The following is a 15,044-nucleotide window of genomic DNA, read 5'->3' as shown; positions in this document are numbered from 1 at the left end:
GAAGCTACTGATAATACATCATATAGCTTCGACAACAGAAAAACAAAAATACACATATTAATCAATCGGTAAAAAAATATAGGTAAAAGCTTACTACAAAAATAGAGGACGATAGCCTAGAATAACAAAACAATTACATTATATGATATTTGAAACCTAAAATCGTAATCGATTTGGTGCTACAAAAAAGTTTTATTGAACCCTAATGGAAGAATATCGGATAAAGATTCGCATTTGATGATTTCCCCTTTTTCGCCCATCATGAGAATTGTAATGGGTTCATTTTGCCTGAACTCGTATTCTGATATAGCTTGTCTGCAATTACCACAAGGGGCGGCGGGTGTATCGACCAGGTGGGTTTTCGACATAGCGGAGATCGCTATCGATTTTATAGTGACCCCGGGGTATTTTGATCCCGCTTGGAACACGGCAACCCGTTCGGCACATAAACCAGAGGGGTATGAGGCATTCTCCTGATTACTCCCAAGTATTACGGCACCATTTTCCAATAATACCGCAGCTCCGACCATAAACCGAGAATACGGGGCATAGGCATTTTTTCTCGCCTTAATTGCCTCTTGAATCAGATTTTGGTCTTGGCTATCCAATTGTTCTATAGCATCAAAAACCTGAAGTTCAAAGGAAATTGTTTGTTTTCTCATATCAATACGGCCATTGGTGGTTGTCTAAAATAACAAAACCTGCCCAATAGGCAGGTTTTGTTTTAATTAAATTCTTTGATCAATCATTATAAAACTCTTCTCCTAAATTGAATGTTAGGGAAAAGCGTAACGTATTTTCCAATGGATTTTTCACCTGTGATGTCGAGAACAAATAGGAAAGGTCTATTTGGGCGGCCTTAAATTTAAACCCTGCGCCCATAGTAAAGAACTTTCTAGAACCTTTATCCTCACTTTCGTTAAAATATCCGGTACGTATCATGAAAGCATCTTGATATGAATACTCAGCTCCCAAGGCCCATGTAAACTCTTTCAACTCTTCACCAAAACCGTCAGGCGCATCACCAAACGACTTAAAGACCCCATTTAGGAAGCCTATTTGTTGGTATTCGTCATTATCAGTGGAGTCTATTACCCCATCGTCATTAAAATCCTTGGGTGTTGGCACTAAAAGTTTATTGAATTCAGTAGTTAAGCCTATGACATTATCTTGGTCCAATATAAAATCGAAACCGGCACCAAACTTTAAGTTGGTTGGGATGAAATTCTCTTGTCCTCCTTCATCGTACACAATTTTACCACCTAAGTTCGAAATATTAAATCCGGCCCTCCATCTACCGTCGAACTTGTCGTAGGCAATCTCACGGGAGCGGTAAAAACCAGAAACATCAACTGCGAATGTGCTGGCAGCTTGAGAGTCTTCAGTTCCATTTTGTGGCAATTTCAGGTTAGACCTTATAAACCTACCTCCCACCGCCATGGAAAAAGTTGGGCTTAATTTCAACGAATACGATCCATCCAACGCCAATTCATTGGGTTTAGCCAAGGTTCCTGGGTCATTGGCAAATTGCCGAAGTTCAATTTCACCCAATGTGAAATAACGTAAACTAAGGGCAAAAGCACTTTGGTCATCGATTTTATTATAAAAACTGGCATTTAAAAGCGATATATCGGTAATAATACTTTCCAAGTAAGGGGTGTAACTCACACCTATACCCATTTTTCTTTCAGCAAAAGCAAACTTTGCTGCGTTCCATTGTTGCGAAAAAGCATCAGTAGAGGTTGCAACTCCCATATCACCCATACCGGCTGATCTGGCATCTGCGGCAATGGTCAAGAAAGGCACAGCAGTCGTTATGACCCTATCTTCTTGGGCCGATAGTCTAAAGACGAAGGCCAATAATAACAATAATGGGATTTTTTTTAATGATAAAGGGCTTGTTTTCATTATATATAAAGTGTTAGTAATGCTTCAAAAGAACTTAGGCTTATTGTACTTGTAAACGGCCTTTTTAAAAATATCTTATACAGTTCATCGAAAATATTAAAATCACAAGGTGTACAAAGTGTCAAATATTCAATTTAAAATGGAAAACCTGTCCTATTTTATATAACCCATTAAATTATGATATATCCATAGTGTCCGAAAGAATTGTCCTAATCCATACTATAATGGTAAATACGCCGTTATATTTTTTGAAGAAAAGCTTTTTGCTCTATTTAAAATGGCGCATGTGGAAATAATTTTTTAGTAACAAAATATTATGGCCAAAACATCGTTTAATAAGCCGAAAGTGATACCAAATTAAATCAAAACAAGAATTCCGAACTACTTGAAGTGTAGTTTAAATATTTGAACTCAAGTCCTAATTATGAAAAAACAGTTTATTAAAATTGTACTTTCTTGTGCAGTAATAGCGGGAGGTTTCAGCGTTACAAGTTGTAGCAAAAAATCTTCATCCTCCAAAAATGTATCAAGAGCTACAGGCTGGAAGATAAATGCCAAGGAAGGTGGTTTCCAATACAATACTGACTTTAAAGAGCAAGAAACCGCTCCAGGTCTTGTATTTGTTGAAGGGGGAACGTTTACCAAAGGTAAAGTACAGGATGATGTTATGCACGATTGGAACAACACGCCTACGTCCCAGCATGTTCAATCCTTTTACATGGATGAAACCGAAGTTACGAACGTAATGTACTTGGAGTATTTGGATTACTTAAAGAGTGTTTATCCACCTGAAAATCCCAAATACGCAAATATATATAAAGGTGCCTTGCCAGATACCTTGGTTTGGAGAAACCGTTTAGGTTTTAATGAAACCATGACCAATAACTATTTGCGACACCCTGCATATGCCGAATATCCGGTTGTAGGTGTAAATTGGATCCAAGCAACACAATTTGCGGAATGGAGAACAGATCGTGTAAATGAAGTGATGCTGGAAAGAGAAGGTTATTTGGCTAAAGATGCCAAATATCAAGCTGCTACCGGTGAAGTTTCAGGTACTTTTAGTACTGAAGCGTACCTAAACAGACCTGAGTCAGTTTATAATGGACAAATAGACTCCCTGCAAGGAAAAATGAAAAAGGACAGTGTTAATACCTATGCTAAAAGGAGTAGCGGTATTATCATGCCAGAATATAGATTACCAACAGAGACGGAGTGGGAATATGCTGCCGCCGCACAAGTTGGATCTAGGGAATACAATAATTACAGAGGTAGGAAAAAGTATCCTTGGGAAGGTGATTACACCAGAAACGGTCAACGTGTTGGTCGTGGTGACCAACTTGCCAACTTTAAGCAAGGAAAAGGTGATTACGGTGGAATCGCGGGTTGGTCCGATGACGGAGCCGATATTACTGCTGAAGTAATGTCTTATAAGCCCAACGATCTTGGTCTTTATGACATGGCTGGTAACGTTGCCGAATGGGTAGCGGATGTTTACCGACCTATTGTAGATGATGAAATTAGTGACTTTAACTATTACAGGGGTAATATTTACATGAAAACCGCTATTGGTGAGGATGGAAAAGTAAATATTCTTAAAGATGAAATTGTTTATGATACATTACCCAATGGAAAAGTGGTTGCCATGAATCTTCCTGGAGAAATTAAAATGGTTCCTGTTGACGAGGAAGAAACGTATCTTAGAACCAATTTCTCATCTAGTGACAATAGAGGATATAGGGATGGTGATCCAAGTTCGTCACGGTTTTTTGACAGATTCAGTGATGAAGAAGGTCAAGACGATGCACGAAAAATGTATGATTCCCCAAAGCATAAAGTAGAACGGGATTCCTTAGGGAAATTGATTCGACAATATGACCAATCGAATAATAGGACTACTTTGATAAATGATGAGGTGCGTGTGTACAAAGGTGGGTCGTGGAGAGACAGGGCCTATTGGTTAGATCCCGCACAACGAAGATATTTGCCACAATATATGGCTACCGATTATATCGGATTCCGATGTGCAATGTCGAGAGTTGGTTCAAAATCGAAAACCAAAAATAAAACTGTAAGGGGTAAAAAAGCCAAATAGTTTTATATCAATGATATGTATAGCCCTGACCATTTCGTCAGGGCTTTTTTTTATCTTTGATTTATGAGTATAGAGAAACTTCACCAAATCTTTTTACAATTCCCCACGGTTTGTACCGACACTCGGAAAATTAACAAGAGTTGCATTTTTTTTGCGTTGAAAGGAGACAACTTCAACGGAAATGAGTACGCCGATGAAGCCTTAAGAAAAGGGGCCTCCCATGCCATAGTGGATGAAAAAAAATACGCTGTTTCCAATCGGGTGATCTTAGTTGACGATGTGTTGAAAACACTTCAAAAACTAGCAACTTACCACAGAAATTACTGCGCTGCAAAGGTCATTGGCCTTACGGGCAGCAATGGTAAAACAACTACCAAAGAACTGATATACGCAGTCTTGTCCGAAAAATACAAAACCATTGCCACCAGTGGTAACCTCAATAACCACATTGGTGTGCCCCTTACCCTATTATCCATAAAGGAGGATACCGAAATTGCTATCGTGGAAATGGGCGCCAACCATCTAAAGGAAATCGAATTCCTTTGCTCAATCTCACAACCTGATTTTGGGTATATCACAAATTTCGGGAAAGCCCACTTGGAAGGTTTTGGTGGCGTCGAAGGTGTCATAAAAGGAAAGAGTGAGCTCTACGACTATTTAATGGAACATAACCGGTCTATTTTCTTAAATGCCGATGATCCAATCCAATTTAATAAATTGGGAGCGTACATTAAGAAATATGGTTATACCCAGCACAAAAAGGATTTTTATAAAATCGAATTTTTAGAAGCGTCCCCTTACGTTTCTATACAGGTAGAAGGCAAAACCATTCAATCCCAGCTTATAGGGGAGTACAACTTTACAAATTGTTGTGCGGCCATTCTTATGGGGAAATATTTCAACGTCCCCCTTGAAAGCATAATAAAGGCCATTGAAACCTATTTACCACAAAACAATAGGTCCCAGCTTATTGAAAAAAACGGAATAGAAATCATTCTTGATGCCTATAATGCCAATCCGTCGAGTATGAAGGTTGCCTTGGAGAATTTCAGCGGTTTAAATGGTGGACCCAAAATCGCCTTTTTAGGGGATATGTTCGAGTTGGGCGGGACCGCGCCGAGCGAACATCAAAATATCACCGATCTATCTGCTAAATTAAACCTTGACAAGGTGTTTTTAATCGGTGAAAATTTTTATGAAACCCAAACTTCGTTCACCAAGTTCAAGAATTATAAGGATTTTGAATCAAATTTCAGTAGTGTTGAACTACCATCAAGAGGCAAAATCCTCATCAAAGGTTCGCGAGGCATGGCCTTGGAGCGACTCCTCGATTTACTTTGATCATTTGTCGTATAAGACAACACGAGAAGCATAAATGTTAAGAAGTGGGATATACTGGATTCGAACCAGTGACCTCTGCCCTGTCAAGGCAGCGCTCTAAACCAACTGAGCTAATATCCCATTAAAATTTCAGAGCGCTAAGGTAGGACTAATTTTTAATTTTCTAAAACTTACCCGACTAGAATAATCGATGTTTTAAAATACAATTTCGGTGAGCTGCAGATTAGAAAAAAGTGGGATAATCAAGCTTAGTCCCTGAATAATATCTTTAAATTAACGTACATTTAGATAGCATTCCCAGTTTATGGGAGTTAACGTTTATTAGCCAAGCCAACATCTAAAATATGTCTAGAACTACCATTGCCAAGGATTTTAATCCCAAATACCCTACCATTTCCGACTTAAGGAAAAAAGCAAAAAAAAGAATTCCAAGATTTGCCTTCGAATACTTGGATGGTGGGTGTAATGAGGAAGTAAATCTAAGGCGGAACACAAGGGAAATTCGCGAAGTTCAACTTCGGCCAGATTATTTGGACAACTTCAATAGTGCCAGTTTAAAAACGGAATTGTTCGGTCATGTGTATGATGCACCTTTTGGGATAGCCCCGGTAGGGCTCCAAGGTTTAATGTGGCCCAATGCCGCTGAAATATTGGCAAAAGCCGCCATTGAACATAACATTCCATATGTTTTAAGTACGGTTTCAACCAGCAGCATTGAAAGAATCAGCGAATTGACAGAAGGAAGGGCATGGTTTCAATTATATCACCCTGTGGAGATAGATATGAGGAATGATATGTTAAAAAGGGCCGAAGCCGCCCAATGTCCCGTATTGGTTTTGCTTTGTGATGCACCCTCTTTTGGCTTTAGGGCCAAGGAAATCCGGAATGGACTTTCGATGCCCCCTAAAATGAGCTTGAACAACATTCTCCAGGTTTTCGGAAAACCCAATTGGGCATTACAAACCTTAATTCATGGGCAACCGAGTTTCGAAGTACTAAAACCCTATATGCCCAAAGGATTGGATTTAAAGCAATTAGGGATTTTTATGGACCAAACCTTTTCGAAAAGAATGACCATGGAAAAAATCGCACCAATACGTGATTTATGGAAAGGTAAAATTGTACTCAAAGGGGTTTCCTCAGAAGCTGATACCGAAAAAGCGATACAATTGGGATTGGATGGCATTATAGTTTCCAACCATGGGGGAAGGCAATTGGATGCGGGGGAATCTACCATAAAACCAATGACAAGAATCGCTGCAAAATATGGTGATCAAATTAAGGTGATGATGGATAGTGGCCTACGCTCAGGACCTGATATTGCGCGAACATTGGCTAGTGGTTCCCAGTTTAGCTTCTTAGGGCGATCTTTTATGTATGGGGTAGCTGCCCTTGGCCCTCAAGGGGGTGACCATACCATTTCCTTACTCAAAACACAACTAAAACAGGTTATGGAGCAAATAGGCTGTGAAAATATTCAGGATTTTCCAAAACATTTGATTTCGAATTGAATGAATTCCAGTAGACTTGGCTGTTGGAAACCTAGCGTATTTATCTTTCTTGGCAATAACAGGTGAAGAAAGCTTATTTCTTGTTCGCCTGTAAACTATCCATTTCCTTTCTAAACCTTAAAATCATAAGGCTATCAAATTGTTGTTCTATGCTATCACGCATTAACCTCCAGTTCGACGCGTTCATTTTTAAATTATAATCCCGAATCGCATTGAATCTGGTTAAATTGAAACGGTTGGCCTTCCAAGCGGCCTCCGTACTTTCCTGATGCTTTAGGTCCTGTAGGTAAATACCAATGCCAAAGCCCAGGATTACAACGATCAATACAATCACCCAAAATTTAGAACTTGTCTTCATGTCATTTTAATGATTTAGGGCATTCGATAGCATTACATGAATAAGGCATATAATCACTATACATCCTTAAAGTTAGAGTTTTACGCCTTAGTTGCAAAACATTTCTGTTCATCGTTACGAAATATGGTTTAAATGCATAGATGAACGATGACTTGATTTACAACCTATTAAGTCAATTTGACTTCGGATTCTAGTGCATATTATATCGGAAAGACCTTAATTACAGCAAATTCGTTAAGCTTCAAATTTACTTCACCCTTCCTTTTGGTCGTTTCACTCGACAATTTGGTCGTTTCGGTTAAAAACAAACAATCTGAGGGTAACTTCCGGTCTATATTTGTGTAAGAATTAAGATAAATAAATTTAAACGACAAAATAACAATATCATGAAAAAAGTAAAATTACTATTCGGAATCGTACTCTTAAGCACCGTGATCGTGTCCTTTACAGGGTCAACTAAGTGTCCTAATTCAGAAGATGACGAATCATCCATTATTACGGACTTGTATCCGCAATTTGAAGAAAATCTAAGTCTACAGGCTCAAGCTCAAAACGTTAACATCGAAGACCTGATGTATATTGAGGATACCGAAACCGTGGATCTAGGATTTGATACAGCCGATTATCTACCGGAAGATTTCAATCCTTATCAAGGAATGATATTTGATTTGGAAGACATCATTTACGTTGAGGAAGAAGAGGAAATCGAACTCGACTTCAATACCGCAATGTACCTGCCAAATGAATTTAACGCTTACTCAAGTACTGTCTTGAACGTAGAAGACATCCTATATATTGAGTCAGAAGATGAAATTGATCTTGGGTTCGACACGGCAGACTATCTTCCTAAAGGTTTCAACCCCTATAATGAAAATCAAATCGAAGTACTTTAATGTAGTAATGCTGAAAACAGTTGGGGTACCTATGGCAAAATGGGCTTTCAAGGAAATTGGAGGTCCATTTATCGTTAAGGAATACATCTAGCTTCCATTTTATCGTACATTTAATATTCATAAATAATATATGATATGACCAGAAAACCAGTAAAATCATCTGGAATTCTCAAAATTTCCCTACTCCTCGCTATATTGGTTTCCCTTCCGAGAAACATCCATTTATACAATATGGTTAGTGCCGGCAAAATGGATTTCTCAGGAATTTGGGTAGCGGACTTTTTCTTAAGACTTGGTTTCCTCTTTTTGTTTTCCTGGATGAATTTACAATTGACTGCCAATGTAGCCTATACAAAAATCAACTGGAAACCCGGAATACGATTGATTGCCTCCATTATTATCAATATCGGTATATTATTCGGAATTATTGAACTTTGGAAATTTTTTCACTCCTTTATCGATGAAACTGCTTTGACACGGGAAGATATGGGATACATGTTTTTCAGATATTCCATACTGCTCTTGGTTCTTTTCTTTATTGCTAAGATTTTAAGGCTTCAAACCGACCAAAATGAAAGCATCGTCGAGAACGAACGCCTAAAACAACAAAACCTGCAAAACGAGCTAAGCGCCTTAAAAAACCAAATAGACCCCCATTTTTTGTTCAACTCCTTGAATTCCTTGATATCATTGGTCCGCGACAACGAGAAAGCCACACTATTCGTGAAAAAATTGTCTTACATGTACCGCTATATCCTTCAAAGCAGTGATAGTGATTTGGTCTCTTTGAAAGAGGAATTAAAATTCCTTGAGAGCTACACCTATTTGATCCAGACAAGATATCGGGACAGGTTTCAAATCGATATTCATATCGAGGATAAGTACCTCAATGAAAAGATACCTCCATTGGCCCTGCAGATTTTGGTTGAAAATGCCGTAAAACACAATGAGATTTCTGAAACCAATCCCTTAAAGGTGGAAGTGTATACCAAGGATGGCTCCTTAGTTGTACAAAACCAAATTCAACCCAGAACAACCCTTTCCGAAAATAGTGGTTATGGTCTTCAGAATCTCGAGAAACGGTATGCTTTATTGAAAAAGAACAAAATTTCGATTCACAAGAAAAACAATATATTTATGGTTGAACTTCCCTTAAAGCAAAATACATGAAAGTGGTTATTGTTGAAGACGAACTAGCAGCAAGCGACAACCTTACCTATCAACTCCAGAAAATAGCTCCTGGAACCCAAATTATTAAGGTGTTGGATTCAGTTCGCACTGCCGTAAAGTTTTTTTCAAACCCACAGGAAATAGACCTTGTGTTCATGGATATCCATCTTGCAGATGGATTATCTTTTGAAATCTTCGACCAAGTTTCGATCAATACCCCAGTGATATTCACTACGGCCTATGACCAATATGCCCTAAAGGCCTTTAAGGTGAACAGTATCGATTATTTATTAAAACCAATTGATGAAGACGAACTGACGAAGGCCGTTGCCCAGTATAAGGATCAATTCCAAGAACAACAAGGAATTTCGGACCACCAGGTTCAAGGCTTGCTGAATCTGATACAGACCAAGACCAAGACCTATAAAACCACTTTTTTGGCAAACCAACGGGATCAATTAACACCTTTGAAGGTAGAAAAAATAGCCTATTTTAAAATAGATACCGGTATTGTTAAGAGCATTACTTTTGACAATCACTCCTACCCTATGGACCTTAAATTGGAGGATTTGGAAAATGAATTGGATCCCGGTATTTTCTATAGGGTCAACAGGCAATATATCGTACACCGAGATGCCATTGAAAACATCAAGTTCCATTTCAATGGTAAACTGATCGTAAATGTTCACCCGGTTTGTAACGAACGGATTATGGTCAGCAAGGCCAAAGCGACCGATTTCAAGACGTGGATGAATTCCTGATCCGTGGTTAACCATGAAAGCGACAAAAAGCAAAGAATGTACGAATGGAATAAAAAATCATACTGCACTTCTGTGCAGCTTATTTTTCTATTCCCTTCCAAAGCTTAAAACTGGATTGCATATCCATTGGTAAATCGCTTCTTCAAATACAATCCCGATGCGCTTTAGCGCATACTGGGATTTTTGTTTTCCGTATTCTTGTGAAATAAACTTCAAACACGTTGAAAACAAAAATCCCGATGGAGTAAACTCCATCGGGATTGTGCTTGATGTGGGCCCTACTGGATTCGAACCAGTGACCCCCTGCTTGTAAGTCCTCAATTTAACACTTTTAACAAAATCAAAAATCACTCTAATATTCTGATTAACAGATATTTAATACAATTTGCATTCAAATGAATTCATTTGAATGCAAACAAAAGTGTGCACAAAGTGTGCATTTTTATTCCTAACTTGAGGTAGATTAAGCACCTAAAAATGGCTAAAGTTAGGCTCATATTGGACACAAGAAAATCATCGAAAAATGCAATTTCGGAACTTTTCCCAATTGCATTACGTGTGTTTCATAATAAGCCAAGAATTATTCGATTACCATACGAAACTTCAAAAAAAGGATGGGATTCCATTTCATTTTGTCTAAAACGTTCGGTTTTTGTCAATAAGAATCTGGACATTACAAAAATCAATCAAATTCTATACGACAAACTTCACATGGCTCGAAGCTTAATAAACGAGCTAGGGGATGCTATACAATATATGGATGTAGAAACATTGGTCAAGGAAATCAAAAAAAAGTGGGAGGACCGGATAAGTCCGGAACTTAAAAGTAAAATGTCCAATGGTTTAATGTTAAAAGATTGGGGCCAAGTAATTATCGATAGGAAACTTAAGACAAATAAGCCAAGCTCAGCTCAATGGTATCTCAGTGGGATAAAAGCATTTATAAAATTCAATAATAACCGGGATATCAGGTTGGACCAACTTAATGTAACAATGCTTAAGGATTACCAGGTACATAAAGAGTCGGAAGGGGTGAAACCAAACAGCATAAGTTCGGTTCTGAGAGCGATTCGTGCAATTTATAACGCAGCGATCAACGAGGACAGAATCGAAGTCGCCAAAAATCCCTTTCATCGTTACAAGATTCCCTCATCGAACCAGACCAAGAAAAGAGCGATTTCAAAAGAGGACTTTCTGAATATTCGAAAATTGAACTACGAAAAAGGGTCCGCTTTGTGGCATACTAAAAACTATGCGCTTGTTATGTTCAATTGTCGAGGAATGAATTTAATAGATCTAGTGAAACTTAAAAAGTCAAATGTCCGCTTGGAAAGAATATTTTACGGACGAAGTAAAACAGGCGATCCTTTATCGGTCAAGTTGACCACCGAGTTGAAGGAAATTCTAAAACATTACTTAGGGGACAAGGAAGACAATGATTTTCTATTTCCTGCCAATTATGACGGTAGCACGGCTAAATATGAAAAGTATAAAACTATAAGGAGAAGGGTCAACGAAAGGCTTAAGGTTATTGCATCGGATGCTGGAATTGAACAACATTTCACTACTTATTCAATTCGTCATTCATGGGCAACCATTGCCAAATATATGGGAATTTCAACGGCCATTATAAGTGAGGGTCTGGGTCATAGTTCACTAAAGACCACTGAAATTTATTTAAAGCGTTTTGACAACAACACTTTGGATGAGGCCAACGAACGTATTGTCGCCTAGTATATGGCCTTTCATTAAGTTATAGTTACATTATAGTGCAAAATCATCCCCAAATCTTACCAAAACTAACCTTGCACGGGGTTCCTGTCCGGTTTTTGTAGTGTTCGGAAAGATAAGCGTGAAACAAAAATCGGATAGGGTGCAATTGCTAAGCTGTTCGTGGCATTGTCGAAATAGAATAACCCTACGGGTTATTTCCAGTCCGACAAGCGAACGAATTTTCAACTTCCACCACAAACCCGATCCTAGAACATCTTTTGAGGGATGTTCAAGGATTTCCATGTTCTGTCCAAATCCCTTCAAATTTGAATCCCAACAACTCCCAAAATTCCCATTTTGACCATTTCATTTCTATGAAACCTTTACCTTTTAGGAAAGGTATTCTGAATTCGCCCTACGGGGCGAAGGGGAATAGCAAGACGGTAACACGGCAAGCCGGTGTTACAGGGTTTGATTAAATATTCAGTCCACTGAATATCAATGGTTTAGATGAATTATTTTATGTACCTGTTGGTCAAAAGTCAATAAATATTTACTGTAAATACGCTGGGAACCTCACTGAACATTGAAAAAACTTACTATAAATACTTATAAAGGACGTCGATAATGATGGATGATTCCATAGAATATTAAAAGCATGTCCAGCTATGATGTGGTGGACATCATTATTGCCGTCAAGGTGTTCTTTATGTTCAAATTGCACTTACAGATCATACTTGCTCAGAATTAATCGGTTTTCCTCACAAGCAGATTAGTTTGGTAAGGATTTTGCCTTGTAGCACTTCACTTGGTTTCGCTCGCTTTTCAGTTTTTGGAGTGAAGAAATTCACTCTTAACGGATTTTTCCTTTGCAACCATCGGGAGCAAAGCAAGAATGTCTTTGTGGCAACAAAGACACATCTTGAATTAATTTTTTCTCTAAAAGTTTGGCATAATATAAGGGCTACCAGACTATTTACTTTAAATATGGAAATAAAAATCAATATTAAATAATGTAATTAATTGAATAACTATAGATTAGGATTAATGACATCTACCAAGCGGTTTAACCTCTTGCTTCTTCGAACTTTTCATAAAAGCACAGGGAAAGAACTGCTTGTAAAATCAAGGCTTTAAGATAACTTCGGAAACAATCACAGCACACTCGGTATATTTTAGGGTCAATTTTAACCATAAGGACAGCTGGAACTCTTTAAAACATTGTGTAAATCACCAATATGTAGTGCTATCCACCAAAAAATTTTAACGCTCCTATCCTCTATTGTTTTACCAAAACCCTATTAGGCCAATTTATATTTTTTAGCTTCAGTATTTAACATTAACAAAACACTAAAACATAATTAACTGATTAAATCTAATCCAATTTTGCAATACATTTTTCGTTAACAAATTTAGTATGACGAAGATCATGTATAAAGTAAATAACGAATTCTAACTTTAATTTAAGATTGGTTGCATTTGCTTAAGTCATAATGAAAAAACAACCTAATAAAACCTATTTGAACGAGTTATAAACCTAAAATCTAACGAAAATATTAGCAAGATGAAAAAATTTACTATATCAAGACCATAGGAATAATATAAATATTAACATATAATTTAAAAATCATGAAAACTTTAAAGTCACTATTCAGATTTTTTATGATCACAATCCTTTCGAGTGTGATCATTGTACTCTTTTACAGCTGTGAAAAACCAATTTCAGATGAATTATATCTTGAAGATTCGGTTTCCATCGAAGAATCACTTCCTTGGCAAGATTTATTAAGCCAACTAGATTTAGGATCAGAAATTCTATTTGTGCAGCAGGATGAATCCATTCAGGATGTGGTAGATGCAGCCAAATCTGGAAGTGTCATTTATATTGAACCTGGCAATTACCAGGAGGAAATATCAATCGATAAACTCGATTTAAAATTAATAGGTCTTGGTTTAACGCCGGATGATCTGATAATTAAAAATGCTGAGAAAAGCAACATTGAAATTATTAATCTCTATGATCAAAGCGGGTTTGATAATCTTCAAAATAAATCTTTCAATAGTGGAAAAAGTAGTTGCCTTAACAATATGACAAGAGAAGATCTCGGTGGCGGTATTGCGCACTATCAGTTTGAGGTTGTCATGGGTCCAGGTGAATTTGATGTAGTCCGTATCCATCGTGTTGTTCGGGAAAGTCGTGCCTATAAACCGGTTCGCACTAAAGGTCATGTTTTTATGGTGCATGGTGCCATACAGGATTTCGATGACGTGTTCTTAACCGCTGGAGCTGAAACCATTGATGCAAAAACCTCATCATCTTTTTATTTAGCCTCAAATGATATTGATGTTTGGGGAATTGATATGGGCTGGAATATGGTTCCTTTGGAAACTACAGACTTCTCGTTTATGCAAGGCTGGGGAATCGAAAAAGATATTGACCATGCTTTAACCGCCATGTCTATTGCTAGATTGATCCGTGGTTTAACACGTCAAGGATTTTCGCGTATGAACCTTTTAGGGTTCAGTTATGGAGTACAAATTGTCTATGGAGCAGCTGATAGAGAAACCCAGCAACATTGGTTTAGACGCGATATAAAAGGTATTATTCCTGTAGATTATGCGTTTAAATATGATAATGAAAGTTTACAAGCAACTGCCTGCAGTGATGCAGATTATAAGGAGTATCTTCTAAACAGTCCTCAATATCAAGACGATAGGGGAGCTGGTTTTATGGCATTTGCTAATTTAACTCTTAATGCGCCTAATGATCCTTCACAATTTAATAGCAGTTTAACCAACTTGCAGTTTTTTATGGCTAATACCTCTCAGGTTTTCTGTGCTGGTAACCAAGACGAGTTTTTCTATACAGACCCTTTTAGATTTATTAGACAGACTGTAAACATTGCTCCCTATTGGCCAATGCAAATATTTTATGAAGTAAGTGCATGCGGTTGCCCGACGAGAGATGTTACTTTTGATGATCATCTTGGCGAAATATCACTACCGATTCTTTATATTGGTTCAGAAATAGCTACAGGAGAAGCTGGCATTTTTTCGAGTAGTTTAACAGCAAGCACAGACATAACAAATCATATTGTACCTGGTTATAGTCATTCCGATCTTTGGTTGGGTTATGATGCAGATCAACTTGTTTGGAGTCCTTTACGTAATTGGCTTAAAAATCATAAGTAAAAATACGTCAATTGAATAAATCCATTTAAAAAAAGATGCTTCATTAGGGAGCATCTTTTTTATTTTAATATTCTTACCCATTTATTGGTCGTCGAATGTTTT

Annotated in this window: 11 protein-coding genes and 1 tRNA gene; 8 read left to right on the top strand and 4 right to left on the bottom strand. The window is 37.6% G+C overall.

The genetic code is table 11. The features are described 5' to 3' along the window. Positions 1-179 precede the first annotated feature (179 nt). Together cdd and porV are read right to left on the bottom strand one after the other, a co-directional pair. Positions 180-662: a cytidine deaminase gene (gene cdd / locus HPE63_RS16215; protein WP_188315356.1), complete on the bottom strand. Its 483-nt coding sequence runs from the start codon at positions 660-662 to the stop codon at positions 180-182. 79 nt (positions 663-741) lie between these two features. Continuing rightward, entirely contained in the window at positions 742-1,908 is a 1,167-nt protein-coding gene (gene porV, locus HPE63_RS16210) for a type IX secretion system outer membrane channel protein PorV (protein ID WP_188315355.1), read from the bottom strand. 424 nt (positions 1,909-2,332) lie between these two features. Here porV and gldJ point away from each other — a divergent pair, with 424 nt between their 5' ends. Together gldJ and HPE63_RS16200 are read left to right on the top strand one after the other, a co-directional pair. Then, the gene (gldJ, locus tag HPE63_RS16205) at positions 2,333-4,003 is read left to right on the top strand and encodes a gliding motility lipoprotein GldJ (protein ID WP_188315354.1); all 1,671 of its coding nucleotides are present in this window, start codon (positions 2,333-2,335) and stop codon (positions 4,001-4,003) included. Between the two features lie 63 nt (positions 4,004-4,066). After that, the gene (locus HPE63_RS16200) at positions 4,067-5,344 is read left to right on the top strand and encodes a UDP-N-acetylmuramoyl-tripeptide--D-alanyl-D-alanine ligase (protein ID WP_188315353.1); all 1,278 of its coding nucleotides are present in this window, start codon (positions 4,067-4,069) and stop codon (positions 5,342-5,344) included. A 45-nt stretch (positions 5,345-5,389) separates the two neighbouring features. Here HPE63_RS16200 and HPE63_RS16195 read toward each other — a convergent pair. Further along, positions 5,390-5,464 (bottom strand) — tRNA-Val (locus HPE63_RS16195). A gap of 224 nt (positions 5,465-5,688) precedes the next feature. Here HPE63_RS16195 and HPE63_RS16190 point away from each other — a divergent pair. Next, complete coding sequence (locus HPE63_RS16190; RefSeq protein WP_188315352.1) at positions 5,689-6,855, top strand: alpha-hydroxy acid oxidase; 1,167 nt, start codon at positions 5,689-5,691, stop codon at positions 6,853-6,855. A 73-nt stretch (positions 6,856-6,928) separates the two neighbouring features. On the opposite strand, the gene HPE63_RS16185 is transcribed toward HPE63_RS16190, so the two are convergent. Further along, positions 6,929-7,213: a hypothetical protein gene (locus HPE63_RS16185; RefSeq protein ID WP_223198200.1), complete on the bottom strand. Its 285-nt coding sequence runs from the start codon at positions 7,211-7,213 to the stop codon at positions 6,929-6,931. A gap of 386 nt (positions 7,214-7,599) precedes the next feature. Here HPE63_RS16185 and HPE63_RS16180 point away from each other — a divergent pair, with 386 nt between their 5' ends. From HPE63_RS16180 to HPE63_RS16160, 5 genes are all read left to right on the top strand, one after another. After that, entirely contained in the window at positions 7,600-8,106 is a 507-nt protein-coding gene (locus HPE63_RS16180; protein ID WP_188315351.1) for a hypothetical protein, read from the top strand. Positions 8,107-8,241: 135 nt separating this feature from the next. Beyond that, positions 8,242-9,276, top strand: a complete 1,035-nt coding sequence (locus HPE63_RS16175) for a sensor histidine kinase (protein WP_188315350.1) — start codon at positions 8,242-8,244, stop codon at positions 9,274-9,276. Then, a complete protein-coding gene (locus HPE63_RS16170) occupies positions 9,273-10,037 on the top strand; it encodes a LytR/AlgR family response regulator transcription factor (protein ID WP_188315349.1) in 765 nt (254 codons plus the stop codon). The genes HPE63_RS16175 and HPE63_RS16170 overlap by 4 nt, the downstream gene beginning before the upstream one ends. A gap of 477 nt (positions 10,038-10,514) precedes the next feature. Further along, the gene (locus tag HPE63_RS16165) at positions 10,515-11,771 is read left to right on the top strand and encodes a tyrosine-type recombinase/integrase (protein ID WP_188315348.1); all 1,257 of its coding nucleotides are present in this window, start codon (positions 10,515-10,517) and stop codon (positions 11,769-11,771) included. A 1,608-nt stretch (positions 11,772-13,379) separates the two neighbouring features. Beyond that, positions 13,380-14,942, top strand: a complete 1,563-nt coding sequence (locus HPE63_RS16160; protein WP_188315347.1) for a hypothetical protein — start codon at positions 13,380-13,382, stop codon at positions 14,940-14,942. Positions 14,943-15,044: the final 102 nt, after the last annotated feature.

The sequence above is a fragment of the Maribacter arenosus genome (genome assembly GCF_014610845.1).
In the GTDB taxonomy this organism is placed as follows: domain Bacteria; phylum Bacteroidota; class Bacteroidia; order Flavobacteriales; family Flavobacteriaceae; genus Maribacter_A; species Maribacter_A arenosus.
Note: the sequence above shows the minus strand (reverse complement) of the source record. Positions and strands in the feature narration are given on the sequence as shown.